Below are 15217 nucleotides of genomic sequence, written 5' to 3'. Positions count from 1 at the left end.
GCGTAATTTAATTTAAATAAGAGATATTCGCAATGAAATCAGGTCGATTACGCGATATAGTTTATGTGAATTTACACATCGGAACAGGAAGATCGCGGTGAACAATAGTAACAATGAAGATATGCTGAATATTCTAAGGGATCTGGAAAGAAAGATCCTCTGGCTCTCCTGTTGGACGATAGATCAGGCAAACCGCGGTGATAAGGTAGATGGTGTGAAAGTTGGCGGGCATCAGGCGTCTTCTGCGTCGATGGTTTCGATCATGACGGCATTATATTTTGATGTGCTCCGGCCGGAAGATAGGGTTGCCGTGAAGCCGCATGCATCGCCAGTGTTTCATGCAATCCAGTATCTTATGGGAAATCAGACGCGGGAAAAGCTTCAGAATTTTAGAGGTTATGGTGGCGCGCAATCCTACCCCAGCCGAACGAAGGATGTAGATGATGTGGATTTCTCGACCGGGTCTGTTGGGCTTGGCGTTGCCATCACCGCCTTTTCCTCACTCATACAGGACTATATCAAGGCCAAAAGTTGGTCTCTGAAAGAGATGCCGGACGGACGGATGATTGCTCTTGTGGGGGATGCGGAACTTGATGAGGGGAATGTCTATGAATGTCTCCAGGAAGGATGGAAGCATAATCTTCGAAATACCTGGTGGATCATCGACTATAACCGTCAAAGTCTCGACGGTGTAGTTCGTGAGGGCTTATATGACCGGATTCAGCCTGTCTTTAAGGCTTTCGGCTGGGATGTCGTCACACTAAAATATGGTGCTTTGCAACGCGCCGCCTTTGAGGAGCTGGGCGGTGAAATATTGAAACACTGGATAGATAGTTGCCCTAACCAGCTCTATTCAGCTCTCTGTTATCAAGGTGGAGCGGCATGGCGCAAGAGGCTGATGGATGAAATTGGGGATCAAGGCAATGTGACGGCGCTTCTTGACAGGCGATCGGATGAAGAGCTTTCGGAATTGATGGGTAATCTCGGCGGTCATTGTCTTGAGACACTCCGCACGACTTTCAATGGTATCGACCATGATCGACCTGTTGCCTTTATTGCCTATACAGTGAAAGGGTGGGGGACACCGCTTGCTGGTCACAAGGACAATCATGCCGGGTTAATGAATGACGCTCAGATAACAGAACTTCGTTCGCAAATGAATGTTCGTTCCGGTCATGAGTGGGAACTTTTTGAGGGCCTTAATACCAGCGAAGCAAAGCTAAAAATGTTTTTGGGCAATGTGCCGTTTTTCGCAAAAGGACGCCGTCGGTATTCCGCTGCCCATATTGATGTCCCGACAGGTGTAATAGAGAACCCGACAGCGCAAGGCGCCACGAATTCAACACAGGCGGCGTTTGGCAAGATTCTGGATGATATATCAAAAACCAAAACGGATTTCGCCAGCCGTATTGTGACGACATCCCCGGACGTTACGGTCTCAACCAATCTTGGCCCATGGGTTAACCGGCGTCATCTTTTCGCACGGGATGAGCTTACCGATACGTTTCGTGAGGAGCGTATTCCCAGTACCCAGAAATGGCAGTTCAAGCCGGAAGGCCAGCATATGGAACTCGGGATCGCCGAGATGAATCTATTTCTCATGCTGGGCGCAGCCGGACTGTCACATTCGCTTTTCGGAGAGCGGTTGCTGCCTATCGGAACGCTTTATGATCCGTTTGTTTCCAGGGGGTTGGATGCACTGAATTATGCCTGCTATCAGGAAGCGCGATTTATGGTTGTGGGAACTCCGTCAGGGGTTTCTCTTGCGCCTGAGGGGGGCGCGCATCAGTCTATTGCGTCGCCACTTATCGGAATGTCTCAAGATGGACTTGTGAGCTTTGAGCCAGCGTTTACGGATGAACTTGCTATTATTATGGAATGGGCATTTGATTATATGCAGCGTGAAGGAAAGGGAACTCGAGATGAGCGTACCTGTCTTCATGATGAGGCGGGCGGTTCTGTCTACTTGCGCCTGTCCACCCGTCAGTTGGAGCAGCCTGCGAGAAAGGCTAATCCGCGCTTTGCGCAAGATGTCATTCATGGTGCCACATGGTTAAAGGAACCTGGTCCCAATGCAGAAATAGTGATCGCATATCAGGGAACCGTTGCGACTGAGGCAATAAAGGCCGCCGGTATCCTCGGTGGATTGCGACGTGATATCGGTGTGCTGGCAGTTACTTCTGCAGATCGGCTGAATGCAGGCTGGCAATCGGCGCTGAGAGCTCGTTCAAAAGGAATACAGCAAGCAACCAGCCATATTGAACGATTGCTGAACCCGCTACCAAATCATTGCCAGATTATCACGGTAATTGATGGTCATCCGGCCACATTGTCGTGGCTCGGCGGGGTCGGTGGACATAAGACGATAAGTCTCGGTGTTGAGAATTTCGGGCAGACGGGAACCGTCGCCGATCTTTACAGGCATTACGGGATCGACGCGAGGAGCATTGCCGAGATAGGAGCAAATCTGACAATCGGACGCTCCTTTTCCTACTCAAAAGCTGTCGGTTTTTAGAGAATATGGGAAAAGTTGCAGACAGGTGCGCTGCGAATGCGAGCATAAACTTCGATCTGGATATCCTGTATAGGGCGGATGGCAATGATACGTTCAACGAAGGGGTGGGTTGTAATCTGCTTGTCGGTGGCTATGGCGGGGATACCTATAAATTTGTGTTGGATTTTGATTTAAGTATTGATGGCAGTACGGTTAACTTCTTGCGATGTCGCAATATAATGCAGCGAGTAAAAGCCGATGTCCTGTGGTGACGAGTTCCCGAACTCTTCGAAAAATTGTTTAGATAGGTATTCATCCCGGATAGCCTCCAAGGTATCAGCCTCATATGCCGTTGTTAGAAGAAGCCAATCGAGCGTCTTATCCTCCCCGCGTATCGACTGCTCCTTCGTCATTGGGGGCGCTGGTGCAGGCTGCATTAACTGTACGCTTGTCACACCTCGGCAAGACATGATTGCTGGAAAGACTTCGCTCTCAAGTTTATCTCTCAATCGTATTTCTTGACCTTCGGTCGGTGTGAACCGTATTGCAAGTGCGGCACGGCCATAACCAAATCCCGCACTTGCAATGATGGACGTAAAACCGCGCACCATACCTCTGAACCTTGGCATCATTTCCGTTGTCCAGGGAGTCGGATTGTTCAGGCGTGCAAGATAGTCAGGCGAAACCGCGATATCGGTACCCCTGACTTCATAGATCACCATGTATCTTGGGACACCTGTAGTCGCAATCCATCTGCTCGCCCGCTCAAAGCCGGGGATCGAGAGGCGCTCCTCAAAATGTTCTCGTGTATGCCAATCGTCATGATCTGCGTTATCGCCCTCGATATCATAATAAAGAACCATGGCGGCGTCCGTATATAGTGCCATCTAACCATCCATTATTTATCGAGACTATAAAACATTCCATTGAATGTTTTTGAGCATCTAATCAGTACTTTCCCTGATTCAGTCGTTCCGCTGATGATATTTATCCGTTGTATCCGAATAGACGGGGCAGCCACAAGGATAGATCAGGGTATAGCGTAATCAGTAGCAAAGCGACTAGAAGCGCAAAGAGAAAGGGCAGCACTTCACGCACAATGGCCTTTAGGGGCTGGCCGGATATCGCCGTCATAACGAATAACAACAAGCCATAAGGCGGTGTGATTAGTCCCAGCATGATGTTGACAACGCATACAATCCCGAAATGTACAAGGTCGATACCGAGTGCGCTGGCCGTCGGAATAAAGACCGGTACTATGACGAGAAGAATGGTGGTTCCCTCCAGGAGGCAGCCAAGGACCAACAAGATAACGTTTACTGTGAGTAAAAATGCAATGGGACTTAACTCGAAGCCTTCGAGCCAAAGATTGAGACTGGTCGGAATATTCTCGATGGTCACCACATAATTGTAAACGAGGGCACCAGCGATCAGCATGCCGATAGAAGCAGTTGTTCGGGCGCTGGACAAAAGCGAAGTGTAAAGCGAATTCAGGGACACATTCCGATAAAGAAGTGCAGAAATCAGCAATGCATAAAATGCGGCGACCGCCGCGGCTTCTGTCGGGGTCGTGGCGCCACCGTAGATTCCTCCGAGCAATACGATCGGCATCATGAGCGCCGGAAACGAGAGCATAGACGACAATCGGTATGGACGGCGGGATGATTGGTCCGATCACTGCTGATGATGCCGTCAATGCCGTAGCAAAAGCGGATGGATATTTTCCTCCCTTTTCGCCCAGACTATGAACTATGAAGAGAGGCTGACCTGGTTGCTATTTTATACCTCGACCTTTGAGGCAGCCAAAAAGCCAATGGTCGACGTGATAGATCCGGGAGGTCAGCTCCGTGCTCAAATGGTGGAAAATGCTAATGGGAGTCTGCGGCTCACTTTGAATGGCGCCGAAAATAACCGCACTTTTGCAGGGCGGTTTCTTGCCGAAAACCTCGGGTCGGCGGTGCAGCATATAGCTTTTTCAACAACGGATATTTTTGCGACGCTTGAGAAAATGATAACGCTCGGTTTCGAGCCACTGCAGATTTCCTCCAATTACTATGATGACCTCGAAGTACGTTTTGGATTGGATAAGGAATTCAGTGACCGTCTGAGGCAGAAAAAATTCTTTATGACCGGGATGAATCCGGTGAGTATTTTCAATTTTACGGACCGAATTATGGCGACGGGCTTTATCTTTGAAATTGTCGAGCGCCGTAAAGGCTATTGAGGGTACGGCGCCGCGAACGCGCAGTTTCGCATTGCCGCGCAACGTAAAAAATTGCCACTTAAGAGGATGCCAAGTATTTAATAAAATGCTCTGCTGGACATCAGCTATTCTTGGCGGTCGCCAGATGAGCCGCGGCCTGGATTGCTGCTATATAGCCATATGTCCCGAGACCACAGATTACCCCTGTTGCGGCGGCTGATAACTTGGAATGTCGATGGAGGTCATCCCGTGCATGAATGTTGGAAATATGAAGCTCGATGATCGGACCTGAAAAAATTTTCATGGCATCGAAAATGGCGCCGGAGTGAAAAGAGTAGCCGGCAGGGTTGATGATAAGAGCGTCTGCGATCAATCTTGCGTCTTGTATCCAGTCGACAAGGACGCCTTCATGATTGGATTGCAGAAACGTCAGATTTATCCCGGCTTTTTTCACATAGGCATTACAGGCTTGTTCTACATCACGTAACGAGGTGGAGCCGTAAATTTCCGGTTCGCGCTCACCGAGGAGATTTAAATTTGGACCGTTCAGTATTGTTAAGTTTAAGGTCATTCAGCTTTTACCTTGAATGCCGTAAAACGGCACCTCTTTTCGAAATGATTTATGAAATTCTACTTTATACAACTATGTCTGTCGCGAAAATGATTCACCTTTATTACAGAAGTTGCGGTTTCCACAAATTGAGTTAAACCAACATTACGGTGACGATTTATATGGAATAGGTATGGTTTGCTAAATAAATCAAGAAAATTTCATCAAAGATTTAGCAGATGACATCCAGTCTGTTTTGTGGGATTTTTTCACCGGCGCCTGCAAGGGAGGCATTTAAATGACAAAGGCTGACCAGAGGTCGGAAAGATATAAAACAGGGGCGGCGACGCGGCGAGCGGTTCTTGGCGAAGAACATGTAACGCGGTCCGAAGAAGGAACAACGGACTTTGATGCTCCATTCCAGGACTTGATTACGGAAGGTGCTTGGGGTCAAGTCTGGTCCCGTCCGCACTGGAGCAAACGGGAGCGTTCCATGGTGACCATCGCGCTGCTGGCGGCGCTTGGCCAGCATGATGAATGTGCCATGCATGTGCGGGCCGCAAAAAATACGGGCGCAAGCCGGGAGGATATTTGTGAAGCCATGCTTCATGTGGCAATCTACGCAGGAGTTCCGGCGGCTAATACGGCGATTAAAATCATCAAGAAGATCTTCGAGGAAGAGGATACAGCGAAAAGCTGAGGGAGTGGAAAATGAGCAACAGAAAGTCGGAAGCCAGTCCTTTTTTTCAGCGCGATTTGAAGTGGCATCCGCCGGCATTCGCTCCGACATACAAGACCAGCGTGTTGCGGTCTCCCCAAAAGGCCCTCCTTTCGCTCGATAACACTCTTACGGAAATTACGGGTCCGGTGTTCGGTCATGCCGATCTTGGTGAGTTGGATAATGACTTGTTGCTCAACTATTCGCAAGATGGCGGCCTGCCGGTGGGAGAGAGGATCATTGTCAATGGCCGTGTGCTTGACGAGCGTGGCATGCCGGTGCCGAACGCCCTGATTGAGGTATGGCAGCCGAATGCAGGGGGGCGGTATCGTCACAAAAAGGAAACCTATATTGCGCCCCTCGATCCTAACTTTGGTGGATGCGGACGAGTTATTACCGATGAGAATGGAGCATATTCCTTTCGAACCGTAAAGCCTGGACCTTATCCCTGGCCAAACGGTGTGAATGACTGGCGTCCCGCCCATATCCACTTTTCCATCTTTGGCAGTGGGTTTGCCCAACGACTTATTACCCAGATGTATTTTGAGGGAGATCCACTCATCTGGCGATGTCCCATCGTTCGAACAATTCCCGATGAGGAGGCTGTGAAGGGATTGATTGCACCGATAGATATGGCGAACACGATTCCCATGGACAGCATTGCCTATAAATTCGACATTGTCCTGAGAGGACGGCGTTCTACCTTGTTCGAAAACCGACTGGAGGGGAACTGATGACTCAGCCACTTACTTATTTCAAGGAAACCCCATCCCAGACAGCCGGACCCTATGTACATATCGGTCTTGCCCCGAACTTCACGGAAGTCACAGGCATCTATGATGAAGATCTGGGGCGCACATTGATCAATGATCTAACTGAAGGAGAGCGCCTTACAGTAACAGGCCGGGTGTTGGATGGTATGGGTGTGCCATTGAAAGATGCGCTGGTAGAAATATGGCAGGCGGATGCAAAAGGACTTTACAACAGCCCGTCCGAGATCCGGGGGCAGGCGGATCCCAACTTTACCGGCTGGGGCCGGTGTCCGTCTGACATGGAACGCGGTGTGTTCACCTTTGAAACCATCAAACCTGGCTCCGTTCCCTTCAAGGATGGTCGCCCGATGGCACCCCATATCGCTTTCTGGGTTGTGGCGAGAGGGATTAATCTCGGTCTGCACACCCGCATGTATTTCTCAGATGAGGAAACGGAGAATGCGAATGACCCGGTGCTTGCCCGTATTGAGCATCGGGATCGGGTCTCCACACTGATTGGCGAGCGAAATGGTAACAACGTCACGTTCGACATTCATTTGCAGGGAGATAGGGAAACTGTATTTTTTGATCTGTGAGGCAATGAAGAGCTAGAAGTGTTTCAACCATGTTATGGTGTTTTGAAGGAAAGCCGCTTTGATGGAAATGTGATGGTTTTGAGGGAACTTCGCATTTTGTCCCGGTCTTTGCCGTCCAAAGAAAGGCAAAATAATCTATGGTCGTCTCTGCTTTTGAACATCCATTCCTTGCAGGTATTGCTGGACGCGCGGAAATCGAAGATATTCTCGGAGCAGAGGCGGAAATCCGTGCCATGCTGGCGTTCGAGACAGCGCTCGCTGAGGCGACGGCGGAAGTCGGAATAATACCGGAAAAAGCTGTCTCGGAAATCCAGGCAGCGGCCTCCTCTTACCAGCCGGACTGGTCCCGACTGAAAACTGGAACGATGCGAGATGGTGTTGTTGTACCGGAGCTGATCGCCTCTTTGAAAGAAGCTGTCAGTGAGGAAACTCGCCCGGCCGTACATTATGGCGCCACCAGTCAGGATGTTATTGATACGGCGCTTATCCTGCGATTGCGCGGTATCCTGAAGCTCTTTCGCGCTGACATAGATACTCTTCTGGATATCCTGAATAAACTAAACGAAAAATTCGGGGAAAATGAAGTAATGGGCCGGACCCGCTTTCAAGATGCCTTGCCGATTACATTCCAGCATCGTTTGGAAAACTGGCACGTACCCTTGTCGGAATTGCGCCAGGAAATGGGTATAATGGAAAAATCTCTCCTCAAGGTACAGTTTGGCGGTGCTGTCGGCACATTGGACAAATTTGGCGACAAAGGAAAAACCGTCAGGGCCAGCCTGGCTAAAAAATTGTCACTAGAGGATGCGCCGTGCTGGCATACGGACCGTCGCTCACTCGGTTCATTTGCCAACTGGATGTCGGCGGTAACAGCCGCGCTCGGAAAAATCGGAACAGATATAGTGTTGATGACTCAGAACGGGGTGAATGAAATGTCACTAACCTTGGCAGGGGGGTCTTCGGCGATGGCGCATAAAAAAAACCCTGTGCGAGCGGAATATATCATGAGTTTTGCTCGTTTGAACGCCGGTCAGGCCGGGGTATTTGCTCAATCGGCAGTTCATGAGTTCGAACGATCCGGCAGCAGCCTCACACTTGAATGGATGATTTTACCTCAGATGATCCAGTCAACCGGCGCGAGCCTGTCTCATAGCAGAGCATTGCTGGACAGCATAACGGATGTGGCGTCCCGCTGAATGGGCCCAACGGTATCATGCAGGCTAAATATATGGCTCCTTCCGTCGTAGTCTTTTCCTGAATTCAAGGTACTAATTCAATGCTATTCCGAAACGCTTTGGGAGATAGTCCGATGTTTTGCCGGAACAGGCGAGAAAAATGAGCTGGGTCGGTAAACCCCAGGGAATAGGCCACTTCCGAGACACTCATTCTGGTGTACACCAGACTACGCTTCGCCTCCAGCATCAACCGTTCCTGGATAATTTTAGACGTTGTCCGGCCGGTGACCTGTTGGCAGAGGCGATTAAGATGTTGTGTCGTCAACCCGATGGCGGCCGCATACCCGCCTGCACTGTGGCATTCCATATATCGCTCTTCCAGAAGCGCCAGAAATGTTTGCAAATGTGTTTTCTCTGGCGACTTTTTCTGAATATCAAAGCGGTGTTGCTCAAGCCTCCGCGCAAAATCAATCGCCAGAATTCCTACAAGATGTGTCAGGTAGCCATGCCTGCTTTTCCTTGAGTTCCTATGTTCGGTTTCTATCTGCTTTATGGAGGCAGCGATTTCCGGCGTTGCCGACACCACTGCCGGAGTAGAAAACTCCGCAATAAGGTCAGGGGTTGATTTCAGCGCCTCATCCAGGACCTGTTGCGGGATTGTAATCACCCATCCTTGCGTTTCCTTGTGAAAGCGAAACCCGTGCACGGTCAGATGCGGTATCGTAATTGCGACTGGTGGGATCAGCTCATGGAATTGTCCATCCAGCGCTATCGAACCGCCTCCGCTTTCAAGCAGGAAAAACTGGTGTAACCGATGGTGTCGATGCGGGGCAATTCGCCAATCCAGTTGCCGGGATCTTGAGGCGATGGATTCACAATGCATTGTATCGGGAAAGAGAGCCGTTCCCTCTTCGCCGTATAACGCATAGTTCGGAATATCAGGCTGCATCTTCATATATTCGATTTGTCCACTTACTTAATTGATCTATCCATTCCAGAAGCACTGAAATGGCTTAAAATTTTATCCTATCAAAAAATAGCTGTGTTTCAAAACGACAAGAATGGAGGAGATCATTCGGACCCAGGTTGCAATTATCGGTGGCGGCCCCGCTGGACTCCTGTTGTCCCAGATTCTTGATTTAAAAGGAATCCATTCCGTCATACTGGAACGCAAAAGCCGTGACTATGTCCTTGGCCGAATCCGCGCAGGTGTTCTCGAGCAGGGGCTTACTGATATGCTGCGCGCGGCAGGCGTTGGTGCGCGGATGGATCGCGAAGGCCATATCCATGAAGGAACGGATATTGCCTTTGCCGGAAACCGTCACCGTATTGACTTTGCCGGTCTTACGGGCGGTAAAACTGTCATGGTATATGGTCAGACGGAAATCACGCATGATTTATATGACACTCGAGATGCAGCTGGGGGTACCATCATCCATGAAGCCGACAATGTGACATTGGAGGGCATTGATACGAATACCCCTTCCGTCACCTATCAAAAGGATGGTGAGAGACACTATCTCGATTGTGACTTTATCGCTGGCTGTGACGGCTCTCACGGGGTGTGCCGCACGAGCATCCCAGCAGATGTCCGGCATGAGTATGAAAAGGTTTATCCCTTCGGCTGGTTGGGGGTTCTGTCTGAAACACCTCCAGTCTCACAAGAGCTTATCTACAATAACCATCTGGATGGTTTTGCTCTATGCTCCATGCGTAGTAGCCATCTCAGCCGATATTATATTCAGGTACCCAGGGATGAGAATATTGCCGATTGGGACGATGCTAGGTTTTGGGAAACCTTGAAGCATCGTCTTCCGCAGGAAACGGCCGCCAGTCTTGTAACAGGGTCGTCCATCGAAAAAAGCATCGCTCCGTTACGTTCTTTCGTATCCGAACCACTTTCATACGGGCGACTGTTTCTTGCAGGGGATGCTGGCCACATTGTTCCGCCAACCGGAGCCAAAGGCCTTAATCTTGCTGCTTCTGACGTTCATTATCTGTCTGAAGCCCTGATCAGCTATTATCGGGCGGATGACGAAAAACTGCTCAATCGGTATTCTGAAACAGCTTTGAAACGTATATGGAAGGCGACCCGCTTTTCATGGTGGATGACCGCCTTATTACATCACTTTCCAGAAAACGAAGGTTTCGGCGATCGAATCCAGAAAATCGAGTTGGAATATCTTTTCTCGTCTAAAGCCGCACAAACGGTTCTGGCGGAAAATTATGTGGGACTTCCCTACGAATCTTCCTGATGGTCATTTGACCCTCGATCGGCGTTCCTAAAAAACCAAAAGCTCTACGCTTTTTGAGGTGATCTAAGAGGAGATATGGATATACGAAATTAATCCATAAGAAAATATATCAATCAACCTAAATACCTAATTTAATTTGACACAATTTTGTGTTTTGGTATTAAAAACATGATGTAAATTGAGCTAATGAAATGGCTTACAGAATATTTTTTAAGGAGTAGCCATGGCAAATGATCTTTTAAAAGATGAAACAGCATGGATCGTTGGCGCGGCGGGAGCAATCGGGCGTGCGACGGCGATCCAGTTTGCTGTGCAAGGAGCTGCTCTCGTCCTTAGCGGCAGAAACGCCGATAGCTTAAACCTTCTTGCGGACGAAATTGAATCGCAAGGGTTGTCGCGACCGAAAATCGTGCCGGTTGATATTGCCAGTCGCGAAAGCGTAGACAACGGGGCACGAGCCGCAATTTCTGAATTAGAAAAAGTCGATATCCTTATAAATTCCACGACCAATCCGATTTTTGCAGATTTCATGGATTTGAGCGACGAGGATTGGATGGCTGTAATGGACACAAAAGCCTTCGGATACATGCGTACTTCCCGGGCGATCTTGCCGCACATGAGAGAGAATGGAAGGGGATCAATTATAAATGTCTCCGGCCGGGGTGGCCACCAGCCGACATCGCCTTCACACATGGCTGGCAGTATTACGAATGGAGCTGTCAATACATTGACGAAAGGCTTGGCCAATATGTATGGGCCTGAGGGGATTCGGGTAAATGCAGTGGCACCGGGCCCTGTGAAGTCGGAGCGGTATGATCGAATTTCCAAGGCCAATCAAGTAGTTTCGGATGCCATGAACCTAAAGTCTCGTGCCGGGACAGGCACGGATAATACTCTAGGATACATGTCTACGCCCAACGACATTGCGGATGCGATTGTGTTTCTTGCAAGTGATATGGGGCGCTTTATGACCGGCGAAATTCTGCGTGTGGATGGCGGCGGAACGGTTGCTTTATAAATATTTATCAGTCGATATTTTTTGCAGGCATTTCGATTGAATGCAATGCGTCTCTATACGCAAAAAGGCTCCTCAATCGCCGAAATGCTGGCATATCGTCCATCATGATAGACCAAAGGCCGATCCGTTTCGGCGTTACGTACCGCGACTACCTCGCCCAGGAAAATTCTGTGTGATCCATTATCGACTGACCCGGAAACAGAGCAGTCGAAATTTGCAGCTGAACTCGTGATTGCCGGAGCGCCCGTGGTGAGTGTAGACCATTCACATAGTCCGAATCGCTCTGCACCCGGTACGCCAAGGAACTTTTTAGCAAGTTCGACTTGTGTTTCTGACATTACATTTACGCAAAAAAATCCGCTCTCGCAGAGCGATTGATAGAAACTGGTATTTCTGTTGATGCATACCAGAAGCGTTGGTGGTGCTGCGCTGACGGAGCAGACGGCGGTTGCCAGCATGCCGCAAGGTTCCTGATTTACCCATGTAGAAACAATGTTAACAGAGGCTGCTAAATGCCGCATTCCTTGTTTGAAACTATCAGATGATGCCGAACTCATGTGAACCTTTCCGTTAAGATGTTCTGTTCCATTTACATCAAAGCAAACATTTTAAATAGACACAATTGTAATATTTTGTATCAATTAAAAATGATACAATCAAGAAATCCTAGTAGAAGGGACGCTTTGGGCTTAAATAACAATGACTTGGAAATTTATGCTAATGGAAACCCCGGTCTTCCCGAATTGTCACTGATGAAGCGGCGCCCGACTTGGCGGAGTCTTTGTGATATAGCGATTTCTATTTGAGTATGAGATTTCAAAAAGCGGGAAATTCTGGCCTTAAAAAAAGAGAGGAGTGATCACTCAAGAAAAAACACTGGGATATTCTCTTGAGTAATTTTCTGACCTAGATCGAGTTACAGACTACTTTAAACGACTGCCATTTTAGGGCGAGGGAAACCTTCCAATACGTGCTTGACTATATCGAGCCCGGTCTCCAGAGCTTTCAGATTTGGCGCGGGGGTCAAGGCGACGCGGACAGCCCGCGGGGGCAATTGATCTCCGACAGCGAAATTATCGGCGGGGACTACCGAGACCCCTGCAGTGCGTAAGGCTTGTGAAAAATCATGCGCATTCCAATGTTCAGGCAACTCAAGCCAGGAAAAGAAGGCTGCCGGATTTTGATGCATTTTTGCTTCAGGAAGTTTCAGGCGTGCAGTTTCATGTCGCCGTTTGAGATCAATAAAATTCTTGCTGATGACATCATCTGTAGCTCCGTTCATGATCATCGTCGACGCCACTTCGAAAACCAATTGTGAATTGGCTAGGGTAATAGCGTGCAATGTGCTCACCAATCGCTCTACAAAATTAGGGGGAGCAAGGAGATACCCCACGCGGAGAGCCGGGCTGATACTTTTTGACAAACTGGTGATAAAAATCGTGCGTTCCGGAGCCAGTGTTGCCAAGGGAGCCGGCCTGTTAGGCATAAGGGCGGCAATCGTGTCGTCTTCTATGAGAATTAAGTCGTACTTACGGCTGATTTTCGCCACCTCATGCCGCCGGGCTTCTGAAAGTGTCGCAGTGGTCGGATTATGAAGGGTCGGCTGCAGATACAAAATTTTTGCTTTGCTTTTTTTACAGGCAGCGTCGAGTGATTCCGGGATAATGCCGCCTGCGTCGATTTTTACACCTTTGAGAATTAGGTTCTGGACAGCGGAAATTGATTTTAATCCGGAATAGGTAAGTTCTTCCGCTAGGACTTCATCGCCACCTTTGGCAAATGCTGCCAATGCGACCAATAGCGCTTGCTGGGCACCGCAGCAAACGATCACATTTTCCGGTAAAGCCTTAAGACCGCTCTTATTAATCCATTTTGCGCCGGCTACCCGATGGGTTAGATACCCATTTGCCGGTGGATATCCGTGTAAGGGTAACAGTATTGCGTTATCCGCTGCCTCGGTCATGGCAGAGATCAACGATTCTGCTAGACCCTCGATCGGGTTGCGATAGCGTGCCAGATCGATCGTGCCTGGTTCTGTCTCTGGTAGGTTATTCGAGGAAGTGGTGTCATTCTGTGGATCGCAAACAAAAGTACCATGGCCAATCCTGCCTACAACAAGATTCCGCTTTTTCACGATGGAGTAGGCGCGTCCAACGGTACCAACCGTTAAATCCAGTTCCTCTGCCAATTCGCGTTGCGGCGGCAATTGAGTGCCGGAAGGCAATTCTCCACTATTGATGGCTTCAGCTATGGCACTTGCGAGAGCAAGATATCTGGGGCCAGCAATTTTGGAAATATCAGCTTCCCACATATTTGACCTACTCTGTTTATAATATGTTTTAGTGATTAAGGCAGCTTGAGTTGGTACGTATGAGCACAATATCTATTAAAGATACTTTTCAATTCGTAATTTTTCATCATTAGAGATTCGTCAAACTTGACTATATGAGGGGTATTTTAGGTTGTCAAATTGGGTCAACATACGAGCGGGCAAGAGCTTTTCATCCAAGTCAGAGCCTGCTTTGGCGATACACAATACCTCGCCATTTGCCTGTATCAACTAGCTCCTCGGCAATGTTGGAGATCAATTCGATTGTGGCGGTCATCGCGCTTGTGATCAAGGATCCGGATGGCCGGGATATTGTTAGTGATCGGCAAAATTCCTGACCCGTCATAGGTGAGGCAAGGAGTTCTCCCCGGCTGACTTCCTCGTGCACCGCACCAAACCCCATTAGAGAATAGCCGAAGCCGCGCCGGATCAGTGCCTTTGTAATTGCCAGGCTATCGACCTCGCGAATGATGTTGAAAGAGATGTCATTTTTCATTGCGGCCTGATCAAGCAAGATCCTGAGACTGTTCGGCCGACTGGCCATCAGTAGAGGGAATTTTGTGAGTTGATCAGAATCGCATTCTTTTGGAAGGGACGGGCCCATATTTGGCGGTCCGATAAGATAAAGCGGTTCGTCGAAAAGTGGGACCATGTCGAGGAAGCCGCGCGCTTGCGGATCATACAGTAGTCCAAGGTCGAACCTTCCTTGAGTCAAACCTTCTTCAATAATGCTCGTATAGGCTTCGATGATATTCAAAGACATTTTCGGATAGAGATGCTCATAGCGCTCGACTAAAGGGGGCATCAGTAATTGTCCCGCTGATGGCACCGCTGCGATTGTGATGCGGCCCGTAGGTTCGTTCGCCAGTTCCGTCACTTCGGTTTTTATTTTCTCAACCTGGTTGAGTAGGAATGTTGATCGATCAAAAAGCACAAGACCGGCTTCTGTCAGATCTGATTTTCTTTTCGAGCGAGTTAAGAGGGCGACACCGAGTTCTTCTTCTAGCTTTTGAATCTGCCTGCTGACAGCGGGCTGTGCTATTCGCAAATGAGCGGAGGCTTTTGAGAAGCTTTGCAACTCCGCAACCACCACAAAATAAGACAATGCGCGCAGGTCCATATCATCA

15 protein-coding genes are annotated in these 15217 nt (G+C 49.0%); 8 read left to right on the top strand and 7 right to left on the bottom strand.

Features of this window, described 5'->3' with window-relative positions:
- Positions 1 to 97 precede the first annotated feature (97 nt).
- Positions 98 to 2515 carry a hypothetical protein gene (locus AAC599_RS15090; RefSeq protein WP_340151230.1) on the top strand — a complete coding sequence of 806 codons (2418 nt, stop codon included), beginning with the start codon at positions 98 to 100 and terminating at the stop codon, positions 2513 to 2515.
- Between the two features lie 170 nt (positions 2516 to 2685).
- Here the strand turns inward: AAC599_RS15090 and AAC599_RS15085 are convergent, their stop codons facing one another.
- Positions 2686 to 3381: a hypothetical protein gene (locus AAC599_RS15085; RefSeq protein ID WP_340151229.1), complete on the bottom strand. Its 696-nt coding sequence runs from the start codon at positions 3379 to 3381 to the stop codon at positions 2686 to 2688.
- 100 nt (positions 3382 to 3481) lie between these two features.
- The gene (locus AAC599_RS15080) at positions 3482 to 4129 is read right to left on the bottom strand and encodes a TRAP transporter large permease subunit (RefSeq protein ID WP_340151228.1); all 648 of its coding nucleotides are present in this window, start codon (positions 4127 to 4129) and stop codon (positions 3482 to 3484) included.
- Between the two features lie 178 nt (positions 4130 to 4307).
- Here AAC599_RS15080 and AAC599_RS15075 point away from each other — a divergent pair, with 178 nt between their 5' ends.
- The gene (locus AAC599_RS15075) at positions 4308 to 4718 is read left to right on the top strand and encodes a hypothetical protein (RefSeq protein ID WP_340151227.1); all 411 of its coding nucleotides are present in this window, start codon (positions 4308 to 4310) and stop codon (positions 4716 to 4718) included.
- Positions 4719 to 4818: 100 nt separating this feature from the next.
- Here the strand turns inward: AAC599_RS15075 and AAC599_RS15070 are convergent, their stop codons facing one another.
- Positions 4819 to 5268 carry a type II 3-dehydroquinate dehydratase gene (locus AAC599_RS15070; RefSeq protein WP_340151226.1) on the bottom strand — a complete coding sequence of 150 codons (450 nt, stop codon included), beginning with the start codon at positions 5266 to 5268 and terminating at the stop codon, positions 4819 to 4821.
- A 277-nt stretch (positions 5269 to 5545) separates the two neighbouring features.
- Between AAC599_RS15070 and pcaC the strand changes: the two genes are divergently transcribed.
- The 4 genes from pcaC (at position 5546) to AAC599_RS15050 (ending at position 8509) form a co-directional block, all read left to right on the top strand.
- The gene (gene pcaC, locus AAC599_RS15065) at positions 5546 to 5947 is read left to right on the top strand and encodes a 4-carboxymuconolactone decarboxylase (protein WP_340151225.1); all 402 of its coding nucleotides are present in this window, start codon (positions 5546 to 5548) and stop codon (positions 5945 to 5947) included.
- Positions 5948 to 5958: 11 nt separating this feature from the next.
- Complete coding sequence (gene pcaH / locus AAC599_RS15060) at positions 5959 to 6699, top strand: protocatechuate 3,4-dioxygenase subunit beta (RefSeq protein ID WP_340151224.1); 741 nt, start codon at positions 5959 to 5961, stop codon at positions 6697 to 6699.
- Positions 6699 to 7313, top strand: coding sequence for a protocatechuate 3,4-dioxygenase subunit alpha (pcaG, locus tag AAC599_RS15055; RefSeq protein WP_340151223.1), 615 nt, complete (start codon positions 6699 to 6701; stop codon positions 7311 to 7313). Before pcaH ends, pcaG begins: the two co-directional genes overlap by 1 nt.
- A 137-nt stretch (positions 7314 to 7450) precedes the next feature.
- Positions 7451 to 8509, top strand: a complete 1059-nt coding sequence (locus tag AAC599_RS15050) for a 3-carboxy-cis,cis-muconate cycloisomerase (RefSeq protein ID WP_340151222.1) — start codon at positions 7451 to 7453, stop codon at positions 8507 to 8509.
- A gap of 64 nt (positions 8510 to 8573) precedes the next feature.
- Here the strand turns inward: AAC599_RS15050 and AAC599_RS15045 are convergent, their stop codons facing one another.
- The gene (locus AAC599_RS15045; RefSeq protein ID WP_340151221.1) at positions 8574 to 9437 is read right to left on the bottom strand and encodes a helix-turn-helix domain-containing protein; all 864 of its coding nucleotides are present in this window, start codon (positions 9435 to 9437) and stop codon (positions 8574 to 8576) included.
- A gap of 112 nt (positions 9438 to 9549) precedes the next feature.
- Between AAC599_RS15045 and pobA the strand changes: the two genes are divergently transcribed.
- A complete protein-coding gene (pobA, locus tag AAC599_RS15040; RefSeq protein ID WP_340151220.1) occupies positions 9550 to 10743 on the top strand; it encodes a 4-hydroxybenzoate 3-monooxygenase in 1194 nt (397 codons plus the stop codon).
- A 223-nt stretch (positions 10744 to 10966) separates the two neighbouring features.
- Positions 10967 to 11761, top strand: coding sequence for an SDR family oxidoreductase (locus tag AAC599_RS15035; protein ID WP_340151219.1), 795 nt, complete (start codon positions 10967 to 10969; stop codon positions 11759 to 11761).
- 53 nt (positions 11762 to 11814) lie between these two features.
- Here the strand turns inward: AAC599_RS15035 and AAC599_RS15030 are convergent, their stop codons facing one another.
- From AAC599_RS15030 to AAC599_RS15020, 3 genes are all read right to left on the bottom strand, one after another.
- Positions 11815 to 12318 (bottom strand): flavin reductase family protein, encoded by a 504-nt coding sequence (locus tag AAC599_RS15030; RefSeq protein ID WP_340151218.1) that lies wholly within the window; start codon positions 12316 to 12318, stop codon positions 11815 to 11817.
- 371 nt (positions 12319 to 12689) lie between these two features.
- Positions 12690 to 14072: a PLP-dependent aminotransferase family protein gene (locus AAC599_RS15025; protein WP_340151217.1), complete on the bottom strand. Its 1383-nt coding sequence runs from the start codon at positions 14070 to 14072 to the stop codon at positions 12690 to 12692.
- A 199-nt stretch (positions 14073 to 14271) separates the two neighbouring features.
- Positions 14272 to 15210 (bottom strand): LysR family transcriptional regulator, encoded by a 939-nt coding sequence (locus AAC599_RS15020; RefSeq protein ID WP_340151216.1) that lies wholly within the window; start codon positions 15208 to 15210, stop codon positions 14272 to 14274.
- Positions 15211 to 15217 lie beyond the last annotated feature (7 nt).

Source organism: uncultured Sneathiella sp. (assembly GCF_963976355.1).
GTDB lineage: Bacteria > Pseudomonadota > Alphaproteobacteria > Sneathiellales > Sneathiellaceae > Sneathiella.
The sequence above is the reverse complement of the archived record's forward strand: the minus strand, read 5'-3'. Positions and strand labels throughout refer to the sequence as shown.